The following is a 17,681-nucleotide window of genomic DNA, read 5'->3' as shown; positions in this document are numbered from 1 at the left end:
AAACTCGACACCACTGAGTGTCATCGTTTTTTGTTGGGTTGGCTGACGATAATCTTTGTAACTGAAGGTCACATCATCTTGGCTGATATGTTTTATTCTCGACTCATGCAGCATGCCTTTTTGAGTATAACGAGCTAAATACTTAATCACGGTTTCTGGTCGCGCTAAACACGCTTTGCTGTATACACACCAAGGTTTGTTAATGACCGCATCTAAGCGAGGCAATGCAACACTTTCTGCTCGCAGGGCCTGTAGCATTTTACCTTTAAATACCTGAGATAGGGCTTTTACAGGGAACAAATAGGCTTTTTTTACCGTTATCCATTTACCTTCTTTTGTCAGTACACCTCCTGGTACCAAACAATGTAAATGGATATGCTGGCTTAACGTTTGTCCCCAAGTATGTAATACCGTAGTGATACCCAATTGTCCTTTGAGCTGTTTTCGATTAGCAGCAAACTGACTCAGTGTTTGCCATACAGCCTGAAACAGTGCTCGATATAAAGCCTTGTCTGCATATTGACTGATAACATTCAACTCATGAGGTAAGGTAAATACCAAGTGGAAATATGGCCCGTTAATCACCTGTGCTTGTTGTTTCGCTATCCATTCTTGGCTTTTTTGTCCTTGGCATCGCGGGCAATGCCTATCTCGGTACGAGCAATAATGGATTTTTTGGAATTCACACCTATCGCATTGCCATTGTTGCATGCCCAACTTAGCAGTATGGCAAGCTGCAATATGTTGACACACTAGAGATTGGCGATAATTCAAAGCATGTAATTGTTGGTAGTTAGGTAAAAATCGCTGGAGCACCTCAGATAAATGATACTGACTAGCCATGGTCATCTCCCCACCCTGACAATAAATCCACACCACCGTGACCCAATTCTGGTAGCCAATGTAAATAGCGCGAGGTTGTTCTAATATCACTGTGCCCCAGTTGATGTTGCAACTGATGCAGCGGCATACCTGCTTCAAGTTGATGCGTAGCAAAAGCATGACGAAAACTATGGGCACTGCAACGTTTATTAATGCCTGATAAACGTACTGCGGTTTTAAGCTGTTTTCTTAATGATGACTCATTCAGTGGTTGCTTACCTTCACCTCTTGATGGAAACAACCAAACACCAGGGTGATAACGGCACCAATACAACCTCATCAACGCTAAAATGGAAGGCGGTACAACCACAAATCTATCTTTACCGCCTTTGCCTTGACGTATTTTGAGGGTTTCACGCCCACCATCAATATCACTGACTTTAAGGTGCATCAATTCACTAATGCGCAAACCGCAGCCATACAATATCAATAGCATGGTTTGGTATTTTTCATGGGGCACATGGGAAATGATTAACTTCACCTCTGCCCTTGATAACAACTCCGGTATCACTTGTTTTTGTTTAGGCCAACAAACCTTCACCTTAAACTTTTTATGCAATACATGCTCATACAAAAAATGAATGCCGTTTAACTGCACTAATATCGTAGAGCGAGAGAGTTTCTTCTCTAAGGTTAAATAGCGAAAATACTGTTCAAGTTGCTGGTCAGTGAGTGTGCTGATGGCTTGGTCGTAATACTTCGCCAATTTCTCAATCGCATAAACATAGGTTTCTCGGGTACGAGGTGAGTAACCTCGCAAAGTGATTTCATCGTGTAAAGCTGGACGTAACTTACTCATGGCTTATCTCCGGTAAATTGGGAAAATACCCAAAGATAAGTGTGGTAGATCAGACGAAAAAAGGAGGCTCCGCGCAGCGGCTTAGTTCAACAATGTATTAGCGGGAATTCCTGTTAACTCCATTTTGACTTGAGCTAGCAATTACAAATTCACGGTAATTTTATTTAACAATATTAATAACTTATCAGCTTATTTAAGCACTAACAACAGTTGATAACTTTGTTGAAAGCGAGAATTGTATTTAACGAGAATTATTTTGGGTCGTTATGTAATATTAACATAAAATAAGCAATTGATTTTTATAGTGTAATTTTCGCGCCCTTGGAGTTTTCGAGAATAATTACCAATTACATAACGCGCCATTTCTTGCAGAATTTGAATATCTCAATTATAACTGTATAAAAATACAGTTATGACATTGGAATTAAAGCAATGACCAAGTCACCATTTTTGGAATCTGTTAGACAAGAAATCAGAACAATGCGTTACAGCATTAAAACTGAAAAATCATACCTCTGGTGGATTAAAGGCTTTATTTTGTTTAACGACAAAAAACATCCAAATGATATGGGAAACCATGAAATTGAACGATTTCTTAACCATCTTGCGATAAATAGACAAGTCAGCAGTGCCACTCAAAACCAAGCTCTCTGTGCCATTATATTTATGTACAAAAATGTCATTCAGCGTGAAATTAAAAACTTAAAGTATGGATTCACAAAACGTGATCGTGCCATACCAACTGTACTAACGCATGAAGAGGCTATGCAAATAATTGGAAATCTAAAAGACAAGTATTGGTTAATAGCATCGTTACTTTATGGCTGCGGATTAAGGATCAATGAAGCCTTAAAGTTAAGGGTTAAAGACTTAAACTTGGCTGACAATACTTTATTCGTTTTTAGAGGAAAAGGGCGAAAAGACAGATATACCTTACTACCTAAATCGTTAAATGAGTCCATTAAAAATCAAATCGAAAAAGCAAAGCTAATACATCACAAAGACACCTGTGAAGGCTACGGGTTAACCTCATTACCTCCTTCACTTATTCGGAAATATGGCCACGCTGCAAAAGACTTTTCATGGCAATACCTATTTCCTTCAAGTATCCGTTGTGAACACCCCCATGATGGATACATATGTAGGCATCATATTCATGAGACGGCTTTTAGAAAGCAATTAAGACAGGCTGTATTAAAAACAGGCATTGCAAAAAGAGTCAAAGCTCATACTTTTCGCCATACTTTTGCAACACAACTTTTATTAAACGGAACGGATATTAGAACAGTTCAAGAGTTATTAGGGCATTCCGACCTAAGAACGACAGAATTATATACACATGTTATTGGCTCAAGGTTTAGTCACACTATCAGCCCTTTTGATCGTAAAGTTATTTAAGTGGATTTAGTACAGCTATTTATACAACACCTAAGTCACTTTACGTGAGGTTTCGTTACTAGTCATCGATTACACAAAGCCTATAGGAGAAACTATGTAGCTTTGTGCTCATGTTTAGTCTTTGTTTCTTCGTTTTTAAGAGGCTTTCTGCTAAACCAAATTAAAAGGCATAGACCCAAAGCAAATAACGTTAAATTATTGGGTGCTGAGACTTGTGGGATCTCACTTTGTAGAGCTGTACCACTTAAAAATATTGGTAAGGCGTTATCAACTGAAAACATTACAGAGTTAGGGCCATTGCAACATGATTCTGCCCAAAAAATATCGATAGAATTTAACCCCGCTAACAGGGGTATTTGTTCTAGTTCAACCACGTCTTTGTGGGGCCATTTTTTACTCCACCAAAGGTCATCATTATTAGAATAAGTCATTGTGTCGTTCACATATATGTCTGCACCGTGATGGGCATCTAACCCAGCAAGAATACTGAATGTAATGGGCAGTGGTAGTTCAAAGCTAATTGACAATAAATTTAGGCTGTAGCCACCTGTTTTAATATTTTCAAAATTAATGTTTTCATAATAGATAGGTTGACTAGCGTTAAAGGTTTGGTTTTGCCAATAGGCTTTGAATCCGTTTGCAGCGTCAAAGGTGTTATTGATAGACAACGACTGCAAACTAATCAGCGCGGCCTGAGTATTACTTGTTACTAACAGCATGACGATAACTATTAAATATTTAAACATTTTACTACTCCGAAGATATTGATTAGACAACTTCGTTATTGCACATTCCGAACCAATGGTTATCTAATTGATATATAAGTTTAATATTTATTATTTAGCAGTGTTTTAATATGCTTGTTGGTTAAAATAAAAAATGTTTCTCAATCCGCTTTGCAAAATGAAAAAGGGGCTGAGGCATTAAACATAAATACCAAACTAACTTTGGCTTAGGTTATGCGGTATGACTTATTGTTATTTCCAAAATTGTTTGAACCAATCCCACAAACCTAGAGAGTAGCCATCTAAAAGATTGATACCCAGTGCAGATTTTATAAAGTACAAAATGATTAACCCTAAGGCGGTGCTGAGGGCTAAAAATATCGTGGCCATAATCAAAATGTTAAATATGGCGATGGATTGTTCTTGCCGTGATAATGAACGAATATTACGGCCCATTAATATCACAAAGTAAATTCGTGAAGGATAAAATGGCACTGGAAAGGTGCCTCGTATGTCCACTTTATGTTTACGGAATTGCCCACTGCCATAGGCTATTTTTAAGTGCTGAAGTTGAACGTTGGTTAAGCTGTCTGCGGTTTCTTTAGGCAGGCGGCTAAGTAAGTTCATTATGTCCGGGTCTTTTCTAATTTTACTTAAGGTTGGCATCTAATAGGTCTTCACTAAGTTGCGCTGCGTTGTTGTATAAACTGCATAGCTTTGATTTCGAGCGTTTTATAAAGCGTTCTAGGCAATATAGAAATTAGCGCACAAACGTAGGTGATTAACGTTCTACTGGGCTCTTCAATTGCAATTTTGGGCTGAATTAATAAGGCATGGTGTACCAACTTAATGGCTTGCCAACTATCACCTGAACGAATGGCTCTGCGTGCCAAGTATCTAAGTTGGTAGGCTCTTGCTAGTGATAAATAACGTTTAAAAAACATTGGGTTGGCTTGGTGGTTTTTAGCCATGGCTAAACACCAACTGGTATATTGTTTTTTTAAATTGGCTGAGAGGCCACCTTCGTTTACTCGGTAGTAGGTGAGTGGTGCGTTTATTCCTTCAAATTTCCATTTAGCTGTTAAGGCGATTCGGGTCCAAAGTTCAATGTCTTCTGATTGACGTAGGTCTTCATCAAATACGCACTGCCTTTTAGCATTGGCCTTTTTAGGATCTTTGGTTTCGTAAGTCATTTCGTTTAATAGACGTTTACGGATAACCGGTGCTGAGCCATTGCCCACAGGGTTTCTGCAAAATATATGTTTAGCTGACACGTTTTTAAGTCTAGGGAATTGGCCAATACCCATCTTTTTGCCTTGTTCATTTATAAATAAAGAAGGGCAGTAACTCACACCCACCTCTGGGTTTTTATTGAGGTGATTGATGTGTTGGCTTAACTTTTCTTTTGCCCAAAAGTCATCAGCATCTAACAAGGCCACATATACCCCTTTAGAGTTGGAAATACCTGTATTGCGAGCCGCTGACAATCCTCTATTCACTTGCCTTACTAACTTAATTCTTTGGTCAGTAAAAGCATTGAGCTTTGCTAAGGTGTTGTCTGTGCAGCCGTCGTCTACGCAGATAATTTCAAAATTCTTAAACGTCTGGGCCAATACAGATTGAATACATTGTTCGATATATTTTTCGACGTTATACATAGGGATCACAACAGATATGATAGGTAGTTTGCTCATGATTTAGCTCCGAGTTGTTGCTGGAAATAAAAATAGGTTTTTTAAGTGGGTATATGGAATAAGTGCCAATAACCATAAGAGGCTACTAACTAAAATGGTTAGGGCGAATATTTGGGGGGTTGCTGCTTGAATGGCTAATAAGCAAGCTGTGGTTATCAATAAACAATACAAACGCACATAAAGCTCTGATTGATAGGCAGCTTTGGCCCTTAGTAGATTACATTGGGTATCGATAAAAATAGCGGGCAAGGCTGCCAAGCAAAGTAAAATAATAACAGTATGATTTTGTTGCCATTCTTGGCTAAACAATAAGGGCACGTAAAAAGGTACGAGCAAGGCCTGGAGGAGAAATAAACAGCCAACAATGCTGGTGATAGCATAAACGGTTGGCACGTAAGGGATGAGTTTATTGGCGCGATGTTTGTCACATAAATGGGGGTATAAGCCTGCATTAAATGCATTGTTGATTGATTGGCTTAAGCCAACACCTGCACTTTTTGCGAAACAATATAAGCCAAATAATTCAGGACTTAATAATCGGGCACCTATCAACATGTCCAATTGCATTCGTAGGGCACGAACTAATTCGGTACACAACAATTGCCCAGAGGTTTTGCATAGAGATAAGAACACATGAGCTTGGAACCCAACGCCAAAACTTTTTACAGGTGCGAAATAAAACAGCAGTATCCACAGCGAGGCAAATACCCACTTGCCGTAAACCACTGACATGATCCCGCAATCTAATAGGGCAAATAGTGCGATACTCAGGTTTTCAGTTAAGATACATAATGCGTTGCGAATGCTGAAGAAACGCATGTTATTAGCTCGTTGAACCAAAAACACTTTGACACTCACAAGAGGGTAGAAAAGGTAAACAATAGCCATTAAAGCAATGAGCTTAAGCAGTTCTGGATTGTTATAAAAGTCAGCGATGGGAAAGGCTAGCGCTGCTTGGCTGCTTGCCAATAATAAGCACACAAGCCATTGCAGCAACATGCCATTTTGGGCAAATTGGGGCAGTTGTTTATCACTGCACTGAATGATTTGTGCTCCGGCCCCCGAGCGTAAAATTAATTTGAATATTTCATGGCAAGCAAGGGCTAACATGACTGTGCCATATTCAATGGCAGTTAAGGTTGCTGCTAAGGCAAATATTACGGCTATTCTAGAAACTTTTGCGGCAACTTCAGTGACCAGTAACCAACTAGTGTTATTAAGCAGTCGTTTGTTGCTATTTACTTTAATGAAATACATTTTCCAAAACACCTAATACTTAATCTTATTGGGTGTATTACAAAATGCAGGCCATAAAACTCAGTTTTTTAAGTACTTGAAAGCTATGGTTATTTTTTTATAGGTTGTTTTAGATAAAGGTTATTTCGCATCTTGCAAAGGGCTTAATTTGCAAGATGCAAAAAGAATTTCAAACTAGATAAAGATAAATTGAGTTATTTATCTTCCCATTGTTGTACTTTTCGGTACAAAGTTGATGGGCTTACTTCCAATAGACTGGCAGCTTTAACCACGTTTTCGTCACATGCAGCAATGGCATGTTCAATGGCAGCTCGTTCTACTTCGGCTAAGCTGCGGATGTGAGGTGTTTCTGAAAACTCTGAATCTGAAGACGTATTGGCAGCAAGTTGAGGGCTAGCAGCCGTGGGCTGAGCATTATTGTCAAAACTCGTTTGCGAATTGGGCTTGCTGATTAAGGCGTAGACTTGTCTTTTGTCGAGTTGTAGTTGCCTGCCTAAATTTTCTTCGGTCATGAGTGGTCCTTCAGACATCACCACTGCACTGTGAATGGTGTTTTCTAGCTGGCGAACGTTACCCGGCCAATCATAGTTATTGATTAAATTCTCTGCTGCTGATGATAAACCTACAAAGACTTTTTGTTCTAAATCACTAAATCGATTCAAAAAGTATTGAGCTATTTGGCTAGGATCTTTTTCTCGCTGGTTCAGAGCGGGAAGGTGAATAGAAATAACGTTGAGACGGTAGTATAAATCCTCTCTTAATTTTCCATCCGCAATAGCTTGCATAGGTTCGCGGTTGGTAGCACTAATAAAGCGAATATCGACCTTTTCTGTTTTACTGCTACCTACTCTTTGGAATGTACCGGTTTGAATAAAACGTAATATTTTTGCTTGTAGCGAAATATCCATCTCACCTAGTTCATCTAAAAACAAGGTACCTTCGTGGGCTAAACTGGCGGCACCGTCGCGGTTGGCAACTGCACCAGAAAACGCACCTTTTACATGGCCAAATATCTCAGACTCCATTAGTTCTTGTGGAATGGCTGCACAGTTAATGATAACTAGAGGCTTATCTTTTCTTGGGCTAAGTTTATGAATGGCATCCGCTGCTAACTCTTTACCTGCTCCGCTAGGACCGGTAATAAACACTGATGCATGACTCGGGGCACAATGTTCTATGGAATTATAGACAAATTGCATCTTGGTCGACTGGCCAATAAAGCCCATGAAATTGCGTTTACGTTTGGTATTAACCTGCTCTAAGGTGTGTCGCAATAGACTGCGTTCAGCTATAACTTCCATATAGTTGATTGCCTGTTGGATATTGAGTTTTAACTCAGTGTTATCCCAAGGCTTTTTCATGTAACTCCATATTTTTCCTGAGTTTATGCTTTTTATGATATCGTCTAATTCGGTATAAGCAGTCAACATAATGCGCACGGTTTCTGGCCACTGTTCAGCGACTTTTTGCAAAAAATCATTACCATTCATACCTGGCATGTTTTTGTCTGATATCACTATATCTATATTATTTTGTTCAAGAACAGTTAATCCAGCTTCTCCCGACGGAGCAGTGAACACCTCTAGATTCATATCTCTAACTACTCGTTTAAGTGAGCCTAAGATTTGTTCTTCATCATCAACAAATAAGATACTGGCTTGACTGGTTGTACTCATGCTTAATAGATATCCTTGTAAACGATATAATAGCCAGCATTACATAATTTTTAACAGATGCTAAGTAAAAAATTGCTCGCTATTGAGTTTGTTCTATTAGGATGAGTAAGGCGCTTTGCCCACCCCAAATTTTGGGCGCTTGATGAAAACCAATAACAGCAGGGTGCTGGATCAACCAATTCGGAATGGCTTTTTTTAATGCAAAGGTGCCTTTGCCATGCATAATTTGCACGCAATAAACGTGTTGTTTTTGTGCCGCTTGAATAAGTGCTGCTATTTCTAGTTTTGCTTCATCTTTTTTAAAACCATGTAAATCGAGAATTAGATCCGGTGGATAATCGCCACGTCTTAGTCGTTTTACTTCATGGCTGTCAGAACCTTCTCTGGTATATTTTAGCGGCTGATCGATATCGAAATGGCCTTCAAAACCATCTGAAAACTCAAAAGCTGCCGATGCTTGTTTCAATTCAGCCACATTTTGTTGGTTTTTTTCTTTTAGTCCCGATTTTTGCTTGCTGGAAAAGCGTTGAGGCGGTATTTTGTCCTGCTTTAAAGGAGCTATGTCTTTAAACTCACTTTGGAACAAATCGAGTTCATCTTCGACCTTTGAGTTTTCCCTAGGAAATAGCTTGTCTTTCATTAACTTTTTATCAATATTCATCTTGGTTGAAGTATACCAAGTTTGTTCATTGAGAACACGAGTCAGATACTCGCCAACTGTAATAAATTTGAGAACAAATGGCCGATAGAATAGATACAGAACAGTTAGTCACAGACTTACACACTATGTTAGACATGGTGCGTTGGTCGGTAAGTTGTTTTAACCAAGCTGGACTTTTTTACGGTCATGGTAGTGATAATCCTTGGGACGAAGCGGTCAGTTTGGTACTGCAGGTATTACATTTACCTCAAGACTTACCAGAGCAAACCGGTGACCAATTATTTCACAGTCGATTAACTCGCGTAGAGAAAATGAATATTATCGCGCTAGTTACTCGACGCGTTGAGGAGCGTATTCCCGTTCCTTATCTGACGAATCAAGCTTGGTTTTGTGGTTTGCCATTTTATGTAGATGAAAGGGTACTTATTCCAAGATCACCTTTTGCAGAATTAATAAAAGATGAATTTGAACCCTGGATAGGTGAAGAGTCTCCCCATAATATTCTAGATTTATGTACCGGTGGCGGCTGTATTGCCATAGCCTTGGCTTATGCTTTTGAAAATGCCCATGTTGATGCCGTGGATATCAGTACCGATGCATTAGAAGTGGCGGATTTAAATATTACAGAACATGGTTTGAACCATAGAGTATTGCCAATCCAGTCGGATTTAATGAATGCTTTGCAAGGTCAGCAGTATGATCTCATTATCAGTAATCCTCCGTATGTTGATGCAGAAGATATGGATGACTTACCTGAAGAGTTTCATCACGAACCAGAACTAGCCTTAGCCGCTGGGCACGATGGATTAGATTTGGTGGATACTATCTTACGCCAAGCGCCTAATCATTTAACCGATAATGGTTGGTTATTTGTTGAAGTGGGCAATAGTGAAGTGCACATGCATACTCGTTATCCAGATTTACCTATTCAGTGGATAGAGTTTGAAAACGGTGGGCATGGCGTATTTGCTATAAGCAAGAACGAATTAATTGAGTATTATAAAGCCGTAGAGCATTAAAATAGACGTATTAGCTTTTTAATTAAAGCCGCATAATGACTTTACGACAGTATAAAAAGTATCAAGATAAAAACAGGATTAACAGATTATGGCAGGTAACACCTTCGGAAAACTATTCACCGTCACGACCTTTGGCGAAAGTCATGGTATAGCTATTGGCGGTATTATCGATGGTTGTCCTCCAGGCTTAGAAATATCTGAAAGCGATTTACAAGTCGACTTAGATAGAAGAAAACCAGGAACTTCACGTTATACAACCGCTAGACGTGAAGAAGACGAAGTTAAGATTTTATCTGGTGTATTTGAAGGTAAAACCACTGGCACAAGCATTGGTTTATTGATCAATAACAATGATCAGCGTAGTAATGACTATTCGAAAATAAAAGATACCTTTAGACCTGGCCATGCTGATTATACCTATCAGCAAAAATATGGACTACGAGATTACCGTGGTGGTGGTCGTTCATCTGCTCGTGAAACCGCTATCCGTGTAGCTGCTGGTGGCGTGGCTAAAAAATATTTGAAACAACATCATGGCATCGAAATCCACGGGTTTTTGTCTCAGTTAGGGCCAATTAAGATCGATACAATCGATCATAGTGTCACCAATACTAATCCATTTTTCTGCCCAGATGAGAGCAAGTTAGAAGCATTAGATGAATATATGCGGGACCTAAGAAAAGAAGGCGATTCAATTGGAGCCAAGGTTTCAGTAGTGGCGACCAATATGCCAGTGGGGTTAGGCGAGCCAATCTTTGATAGATTAGACGCTGATTTAGCTCATGCCATGATGGGCATTAACGCGGTTAAAGGTGTTGAAATTGGTGATGGATTTGACACTGTAATGCAAAAGGGTAGTGAGCACAGAGATGTCATGACCCCAGAAGGATTTTTATCAAACCGAGCTGGTGGTGTATTAGGTGGTATTTCTAGTGGACAAGATTTAATCGTACACATGGCACTTAAACCGACATCAAGTATCAGTGTACCGGGCGAAACCATTGACATAAATGGGCAAAGTACTGAGGTTATTACTAAAGGTCGACATGATCCATGTGTTGGTATTCGTGCGGTACCCATTGCAGAAGCTATGTTGGCTTTAGTGGTAATGGACCATCTACTGCGTAACCGCGGCCAAAATGCTGATGTTCAATCGACTACTCCTGTCATTCCTGGACAAGCTTAACAGCTTGTCTCGTACCTATTATTAATACGATTCTCCCTTGCCAAAATCAGCTTTTTCTACCTCTAATTTAGTTTTATTAGCCTTTACCTATTTATTTTATTTCGGTCAGTTTGGGGTACTCATTCCTTATTTGGGCGTGTTTTTAGATGGACGAGGTTTTAGCTCAACAGAAATTGGTGAGTTATTCGCCTTAATTACCTTGGCTAGAATTGCTGGGCCGAATTTATTGGCGGCAATTGCTGATAGAACGGGCAAACACCTGAAATGTTTACAGCTAGGCGCATTTCTAACATTTAGTACCTTTTGTTTGGCATTCTTTGTAAATGGCTTTTGGCCATTAACCATTAGTTTTGCCATCATGATGATGTTTTGGACTGCCATTCTTCCACAAATCGAAGTATTAACCCTTAACTGTGTGCATGCACACGCTGGTAGGTATAGTAAAATTAGGTTGTGGGGAAGTATCGGTTATATTGTTTTTACAGTCTTAACCGGTTTGATGATTGATTTATTTTCATCTGAAACGCCGATTTTTATTGGTGCATTTGTTTTATTGTCGCTTTTTGTCGCCACCTTGTTCTTAACCGAGCCAGGGCATGACCCTTCTATTAACCAAGTGACTGAATCTATCTGGAAAAAAATACATCATCCGGTTTTTTATGGATTTTTGTTATCTGCCATACTATTACAAGTTAGTTTTGGTCCTTATTACGGTTTCTTTGCCTTATATACCCGAGATTTGGGATATAGCGGGCAAACCACAGGCTGGTTAATTGCCCTAGGTGTGGCAGCAGAGGTCTTAATATTTTTACAAGCGGGTAAATTAATCGAAAAGGTTGGGGTCAAGTGGATTTTGTTTTTGAGCATGATCCTCACTGCTATTCGTTGGTATTTATTAGCTGTGTTAGCGCAACATTGGGTAGTGTTAATTGCTAGCCAAGTTTTACATGCCTTTAGTTTTGGTATGGCTCATTCAGCTTCAATGCATTTTATTCATCATTATTTTGGCAAAAAGTATCAGGGGCAGGGGCAAGCCATTTACGCCAGTGTCGCTTTTGGTATCGGTGGAGCGGCTGGAAACTATGGCGCAGGCTGGTACTGGGATCAAGGACAGGGTGCAGAATTCGCTTTTACCTTGGCGGCAATTTTTGCTTTTTGTTCGGCACTTACCTTATTAATGATCCCTGCTAAACGAATGTAATCTTAGTTAACTGCATTTTTTAGTATTAGACTCAGCAAACATTTAACTTAAAACAGCTGTTTTTTGACATATTTATGACAATAGTATGACTAAGCTATTGAAACAAAAAGCCTTGTTTGACCAGTTTATTAATAATAATAGTTGACCTGAGTTATGAGCTAGCTATACTGGCCTTGCTTGAAAGTAAGTTTGATATTTATGTACATTGTTTCGACGTTCCATTGCAGTACCCGGTCTCGTAGCTCATAAGTAATTGCAACACACTTCAGCACAACTAACGTCTCTTAGGAGACACAATTACTTTTGAAAAATATAGGAAATACTATGTCTACAACTACTGGTACAGTAAAATGGTTTAACGAATCTAAAGGTTTCGGTTTCATTCAACAAGAAAATGGACCTGACGTTTTTGCTCACTTCCGTGCTATCACAGGTACTGGCTTTAAAACTTTGGCTGAAGGCCAAAAAGTTGAGTTCACTGTAACTCAAGGCCAAAAAGGTCCTCAAGCAGAGAACATAGTAGTACTTTAATTCTAACGAATTAAATTATTGCAAGAAAAGCAGACCTTAGGGTTTGCTTTTTTTTTGCTTAAAATTTGTGTTTATAAACGACGAGAAACAAATAAATTTAAACCACAGAGATCAAAGAGAGCACAGAGGAAAGTAATAATTATCTTTTCTCTGTGAAGCGAAGCGATCTGGGTTCTCTGTGGTTAATAGCTTTGAGTTTTAGCTATTGGCTTAACTCACCTCGTAAATTTGTCACCAATAAACGTTTTATTTTTGCAATGGGTAAATCTTTACTGAGTAAATAATGCAATTTGGCTAAGGCTGCTTCTGGGGTAATGTCGTTACCAGATATTACACCCACTTCTTTCAGTATATTTCCATTGGCATAACCTGACATATTCACTTTTCCGCGCACACATTGGGTACAGTTTAATACTATGATTTGATTATCATTGGCAAACGCTAACTGTTCCAATAAGGCTTTGTTTTGCGGCGCATTTCCCACTCCGAAACTTAATAATATCAAGGCTTTAACAGGTTGTTGTAGGGTGTTTTTTATCACCTCAGGAGCAATGCCTGGATACAAAGTTACTATACCTATGGGCTGAGATGTAACCCTACTTACTTTAAGTTGTTTTTTGTCATCTACCCCTAGTTGTTTTTTATCTATTTTAACTTCGATATTAATACCAGCTTCTAATAGCGCTGGGTAATTGGGAGAGTCGAAAGCGTTAAATCCGTCGGCATCGAGTTTTCGACTGCGATTGCCTCTAAACAGTTGATTATTAAAAAATAGCGTGACTTCGGCAATAGGATAGTTTGCCGCAATAAATAAAGCGTTAAGTAAGTTCGCTTGGCCGTCTGAACGAAGTTGAGCTAATGGAATTTGAGAGCCTGTTACAATTACAGGTTTTCCCAAGTCTTCCAACATAAAAGACAGTGCAGAGGCCGTATAGGCCATGGTATCTGTACCGTGCAAAATGATAAACCCGTCATAATCATGGTAGTTTTGTTGAATATCATCTGCAATGAGTTGCCAGTCAGCTGGACTCATATCTGAAGAGTCGATTAAAGGTTCATATTCATGAATGGTAAAGTCAGGCATTTCACTGCGATGAAACTCTGGCATATTGGCTAACGTTTCAGATAGGAATTTAGCCGCAGGCACAAAGCCCTGTGGAGACGGGCGCATGCCAATTGTTCCGCCTGTATAGGCAACATAGATGTGTTTTTTCACTATACTTTTCCAATTGAGTTAATCTAGTTTCAGTTCCAAAGGATATAGGTTTCGCGCAGGCTCTGTTTCATACCTTTTTAATAGATCGTTAAATATTGAGTCGTCAATAATACCATCCAAAGAGGTGACAACACTCTTTAGATTGGGTTCTTTTTCGCGGCAACAATCTTGATACTGAGTAATAAGTTCGGTCAAACTTATTTTATGTTGCTCTTGTAGTTGTTGGTCAGCAAGAACAAAAAAGTATGCTCCACCCCAATAAGCGGCAGGGTACTGGCGTTTATCCATTAATCTTTTTGCGATAGAAGCAGCTGTTAATTCACTTTTATTAAACCATCGTAATTGTGGCGATATTTTAGCTTGGTAATTCTCTTTTAGCGTGCCTTTTAATACACCTGCTTTAACCATTATTTGGTATTGCATATAGCTAGCGAAGCCTTCCGAAAGCCAACGGTAATCTGATCCTAGATAGGGTAGGGCCATGTGCGCCAATTCATGATAGATAGTCCAATCATCTACAAATTTCTGTAATTTAAAACGGCTATCAACATAAAAATGTACGCTGCCTTTTTCATCACGCACCGTATGGGCCCATGGAACCGGCTGATTTGATTTTTTAGGATACAAGTGTAATTCAAGGGGAGTCGGGTATATGCCCAATGTAGCCCGAGTTGAATTCACTCCTTTGGTCAGCCAAGTTTGCAACATGGCGCTTTTATCATCTTTAAAGGCAGATAAGCCATGCACTCTAAATTGATTTTCAGTGACTACTTGTTTGGCCTTGGCATGACTTAAATTAAATAAAACCGTCAACAACAAGCTGACGGTAAATAATATAATCTCACCACCTGTGGAGCGACTCATATTGGTTTTTATGAGCGCAAATGTTGCTGAAAAAAGTCTATCGACATTTTATACATTTGTAGGGCTAGGGCTGCGTCGTAACGTTCACCTTCATCACGCATAAAGGCATGTTGAGCATTGACTTCGTGCCAGCTAAAGTCATTTTCGTTTTTGCTGAGAGTTTGATGGATTAATACTCTACCTTCAGGTGATACATGTGGATCTTGTTTACCAAATATCAATGTCAATGGGCAGCTAATATGTTTGCTCATACTTAATGAGTCATTGCCTTGAGCACAGGGAAGGGTATTAGAATGAATATCAGTTGGATATAAACAAAACGCTGCGCCAATATTTTCATTCAAGGCTGCTCTAAAGGCTAAATGCCCACCAATGCACACACCCATGGCACCTACTTTTCCATTTGAATAGGTTTGGGCAGTCACGAAATCAGTCATGGCTAGGGTATCAGAATCGTGATCTTCTAAAGGTTTAGTAAATTTATCTGCGTTGCCTTTATCTTTACCTGCATCATCGTAGGCCAATACTGTGCCAATTGGATTTAATTCATGGAACACTTCGGGTACTAATACTACAAAACCATGACCTGCTAATATTTGAGCGCTACGGGTGATAGGAGTGGTTTCTTGAAAAATTTCTGAGTAAAAAATAATGGTTGGATATTGTTTGTCATCTAATGGACGATACACGTTAGTGCGCATGGTTCCTGTAGCTGTAATGATATCTTGCACTTGATTCTGTATGAGCATATCTCGTCCTATTTGTTTATGTAGCTATTATTAGCTCTGTTATGTGACCAATTCTAAAATTGACTTGTTTTAATTTTGTACAGCACCATAAAAGAATGTATGAAGAATATAAATCGCCTTATTTATTGACATGAGTAGCATGAAATCTCCATTGACTACATTTCTAGGTTTAGTGTTTGCTGCTTGGTTTATTGTATTACAGCAGTTGCCACTTGGCGAAATACAATCAGACTATATTGAAACATTTCCTACAGCTGGAATAACTAATAATAACATTTCGAATGACTCTTTAAGTAAACCAATCTATCTAGCCAATCATGAACTTCCAAATGTACAATTTTCAAAGGTTAAATTTTTAAAAGCTAATCTTTTAGTCGATGGAAACATTGACTTAACTCATGTTAATCCGCTTCATGCTTTTCAATATTTCACCCAAGAAGATCTAACGCCTTTTATCACTTCCTACGATAGTCAGGTGTTAGTTGCCTATATTCATCAATACAATCAAACACTTTTGTTTGAAGTATTTTCTATATTAGATTCAACAGCCTATCAGCTCCAATTAGACGAAGTTACAGCTCGTACTTAACTTTATTAATTATGAAATAGGCCAGTAAATAAAATTTACTGAAATTCATTTTATGTCAATGGGGTGATTGTCACGTCGTTGACACATTTATGTTGAGTGCGATTATGGAAACTCTAAGCGTTTTATATGAAATAACCAAACCTTGGTTAATGTTTATTGGATTTATTTATGTGTGTCTGAAAATGATTCATTTGGCAAAAAATAGAAAAGCAGGAGCTATTGCATTTGGCTTATTTCTTCAAATGTTTATACCCGACCCTAAAGCCCAAATTACCATAGAAGCAGTGGTAGAGCGTAAACAAGAAGTGAAAAAGCAACAAGATGGAAATGCCAAACCAAAAGATGATTTGCCAATTGATAAATGATCTAATTAAATATTTGTGCTGATAAGTTAGATCCTTTTGGCGGTTTGTTTAAGTGGCGTGTTTTGCTAAATTACTCCTCAATTATTTTTACAATTATTAGGATAAATCATGTTTGATGTAAATCACTATTTTGACAATAAAGTTACTTCTATTGCGTTCCAAACAGAGACATTACCGGCTACCGTTGGGGTTATGGCAATTGGTGAGTATGAATTTGGTACTAGCCAGTTTGAAACTATGTCTGTGGTAAGCGGTGCTTTAACTGTTAAATTACCAGAGAGTAGCGAATGGAATACTTATAATGCTGGTGAAAGCTTTACAGTAGAAGCCAATAAAAGCTTTAACGTAAAAGTTGAAGTTGAAACCGCATATTTGTGTACTTACGGTTAAACTTAATTAATAACAATCAGTATAAGATCATGAGCAATGAATAAGACAGTAAAAAAGCTTGATAACAACCTTGTTAAAGCACTGACCATTGCTTGTGAATCTTTTAAAGACGTGGTTCCTGGGTTTCAATGGTTAACGCACTCGGCGGATTATGCTAATTTTCCTGGAAGTTTAGTGATAACTTGTGTGTTTAACACTAACCTTGAAATCCAGCAAGTGTTAGCAAGATCAGAAGATGCGTTAATGCGTAAAACTATTCAGCAACAATTACTCAAAGTAGGCGTGTTGTTAAAAGACGTGCGTCGTAATGTGTTTTTAGATAGCGAAGAAGCTTGTTTAGCTCAGCATAATGGAGACTGGCAAGCCCGAATTTTATAGTGCTAAAGCATCAATACCAATAAATATTGGCAGAAGTTTGAGCCTTGGTATAGTGTAATTTAAACAATGTATGAACTTTGAAATAGATAATTTATTATCGA

General features: G+C 38.7%; 20 protein-coding genes. 9 read left to right on the top strand and 11 right to left on the bottom strand.

Annotation, left to right across the window (positions count from 1 at the left end; genetic code table 11):
• Nucleotides 1-843 (bottom strand): IS91 family transposase (locus L0668_RS16175; RefSeq protein ID WP_235313760.1); only part of this gene is annotated, 843 nt, incomplete at its 3' end.
• Nucleotides 836-1,681: a tyrosine-type recombinase/integrase gene (locus L0668_RS16170; RefSeq protein WP_235313759.1), complete on the bottom strand. Its 846-nt coding sequence runs from the start codon at nt 1,679-1,681 to the stop codon at nt 836-838. The genes L0668_RS16170 and L0668_RS16175, both read right to left, overlap by 8 nt.
• Before the next feature lie 432 nt (nt 1,682-2,113).
• On the opposite strand from L0668_RS16170, the gene L0668_RS16165 reads away from it, so the two are divergent.
• Complete coding sequence (locus tag L0668_RS16165) at nt 2,114-3,079, top strand: integron integrase (protein ID WP_235313758.1); 966 nt, start codon at nt 2,114-2,116, stop codon at nt 3,077-3,079.
• A gap of 92 nt (nt 3,080-3,171) precedes the next feature.
• On the opposite strand, the gene L0668_RS16160 is transcribed toward L0668_RS16165, so the two are convergent.
• The 6 genes from L0668_RS16160 to smrB form a co-directional block, all read right to left on the bottom strand.
• Nucleotides 3,172-3,825: a CCXG family PEP-CTERM protein gene (locus L0668_RS16160; protein WP_235313757.1), complete on the bottom strand. Its 654-nt coding sequence runs from the start codon at nt 3,823-3,825 to the stop codon at nt 3,172-3,174.
• A gap of 231 nt (nt 3,826-4,056) precedes the next feature.
• Nucleotides 4,057-4,431, bottom strand: a complete 375-nt coding sequence (locus L0668_RS16155; RefSeq protein WP_235313756.1) for a hypothetical protein — start codon at nt 4,429-4,431, stop codon at nt 4,057-4,059.
• A 53-nt stretch (nt 4,432-4,484) separates the two neighbouring features.
• Nucleotides 4,485-5,498 (bottom strand): glycosyltransferase family 2 protein, encoded by a 1,014-nt coding sequence (locus L0668_RS16150; RefSeq protein ID WP_235313755.1) that lies wholly within the window; start codon nt 5,496-5,498, stop codon nt 4,485-4,487.
• Between the two features lie 3 nt (nt 5,499-5,501).
• A complete protein-coding gene (locus L0668_RS16145; protein WP_235313754.1) occupies nt 5,502-6,755 on the bottom strand; it encodes an oligosaccharide flippase family protein in 1,254 nt (417 codons plus the stop codon).
• Between the two features lie 194 nt (nt 6,756-6,949).
• Nucleotides 6,950-8,431: a sigma-54-dependent transcriptional regulator gene (locus tag L0668_RS16140; protein ID WP_235313753.1), complete on the bottom strand. Its 1,482-nt coding sequence runs from the start codon at nt 8,429-8,431 to the stop codon at nt 6,950-6,952.
• A gap of 79 nt (nt 8,432-8,510) precedes the next feature.
• A complete protein-coding gene (gene smrB / locus L0668_RS16135; RefSeq protein WP_235313764.1) occupies nt 8,511-9,071 on the bottom strand; it encodes an endonuclease SmrB in 561 nt (186 codons plus the stop codon).
• Between the two features lie 98 nt (nt 9,072-9,169).
• Here smrB and prmB point away from each other — a divergent pair, with 98 nt between their 5' ends.
• From prmB to cspE, 4 genes are all read left to right on the top strand, one after another.
• The gene (prmB, locus tag L0668_RS16130) at nt 9,170-10,111 is read left to right on the top strand and encodes a 50S ribosomal protein L3 N(5)-glutamine methyltransferase (RefSeq protein ID WP_235313752.1); all 942 of its coding nucleotides are present in this window, start codon (nt 9,170-9,172) and stop codon (nt 10,109-10,111) included.
• Between the two features lie 88 nt (nt 10,112-10,199).
• Complete coding sequence (gene aroC, locus L0668_RS16125; protein ID WP_235313751.1) at nt 10,200-11,297, top strand: chorismate synthase; 1,098 nt, start codon at nt 10,200-10,202, stop codon at nt 11,295-11,297.
• A gap of 37 nt (nt 11,298-11,334) precedes the next feature.
• Entirely contained in the window at nt 11,335-12,498 is a 1,164-nt protein-coding gene (locus tag L0668_RS16120; RefSeq protein ID WP_268820398.1) for an MFS transporter, read from the top strand.
• Nucleotides 12,499-12,822: 324 nt separating this feature from the next.
• Complete coding sequence (gene cspE / locus L0668_RS16115; protein WP_006994582.1) at nt 12,823-13,029, top strand: transcription antiterminator/RNA stability regulator CspE; 207 nt, start codon at nt 12,823-12,825, stop codon at nt 13,027-13,029.
• Between the two features lie 202 nt (nt 13,030-13,231).
• On the opposite strand, the gene ansA is transcribed toward cspE, so the two are convergent.
• The 3 genes from ansA to L0668_RS16100 are packed head-to-tail and all read right to left on the bottom strand — an operon-like array spanning nt 13,232 to nt 15,858.
• Nucleotides 13,232-14,245 (bottom strand): asparaginase, encoded by a 1,014-nt coding sequence (ansA, locus tag L0668_RS16110; RefSeq protein WP_235313750.1) that lies wholly within the window; start codon nt 14,243-14,245, stop codon nt 13,232-13,234.
• Nucleotides 14,246-14,263: 18 nt separating this feature from the next.
• Nucleotides 14,264-15,109 carry a hypothetical protein gene (locus L0668_RS16105; protein WP_235313749.1) on the bottom strand — a complete coding sequence of 282 codons (846 nt, stop codon included), beginning with the start codon at nt 15,107-15,109 and terminating at the stop codon, nt 14,264-14,266.
• 8 nt (nt 15,110-15,117) lie between these two features.
• Complete coding sequence (locus tag L0668_RS16100) at nt 15,118-15,858, bottom strand: dienelactone hydrolase family protein (protein ID WP_235313748.1); 741 nt, start codon at nt 15,856-15,858, stop codon at nt 15,118-15,120.
• Nucleotides 15,859-15,997: 139 nt separating this feature from the next.
• On the opposite strand from L0668_RS16100, the gene L0668_RS16095 reads away from it, so the two are divergent.
• The 4 genes from L0668_RS16095 (at nt 15,998) to L0668_RS16080 (ending at nt 17,580) form a co-directional block, all read left to right on the top strand.
• Nucleotides 15,998-16,447 (top strand): hypothetical protein, encoded by a 450-nt coding sequence (locus tag L0668_RS16095; protein WP_235313747.1) that lies wholly within the window; start codon nt 15,998-16,000, stop codon nt 16,445-16,447.
• A 104-nt stretch (nt 16,448-16,551) separates the two neighbouring features.
• A complete protein-coding gene (locus tag L0668_RS16090; protein WP_235313746.1) occupies nt 16,552-16,812 on the top strand; it encodes a hypothetical protein in 261 nt (86 codons plus the stop codon).
• Between the two features lie 108 nt (nt 16,813-16,920).
• Nucleotides 16,921-17,202 (top strand): pyrimidine/purine nucleoside phosphorylase, encoded by a 282-nt coding sequence (gene ppnP / locus L0668_RS16085; RefSeq protein WP_235313745.1) that lies wholly within the window; start codon nt 16,921-16,923, stop codon nt 17,200-17,202.
• Nucleotides 17,203-17,238: 36 nt separating this feature from the next.
• Nucleotides 17,239-17,580: a Fis family transcriptional regulator gene (locus tag L0668_RS16080; RefSeq protein ID WP_235313744.1), complete on the top strand. Its 342-nt coding sequence runs from the start codon at nt 17,239-17,241 to the stop codon at nt 17,578-17,580.
• The last annotated feature ends 101 nt before the right edge of the window (nt 17,581-17,681 follow it).

The sequence above is a fragment of the Paraglaciecola algarum genome, assembly GCF_021532655.1.
GTDB classification, from domain to species: Bacteria; Pseudomonadota; Gammaproteobacteria; order Enterobacterales; family Alteromonadaceae; genus Paraglaciecola; species Paraglaciecola algarum.
This window is presented reverse-complemented; position numbering and strand designations above follow the sequence as displayed.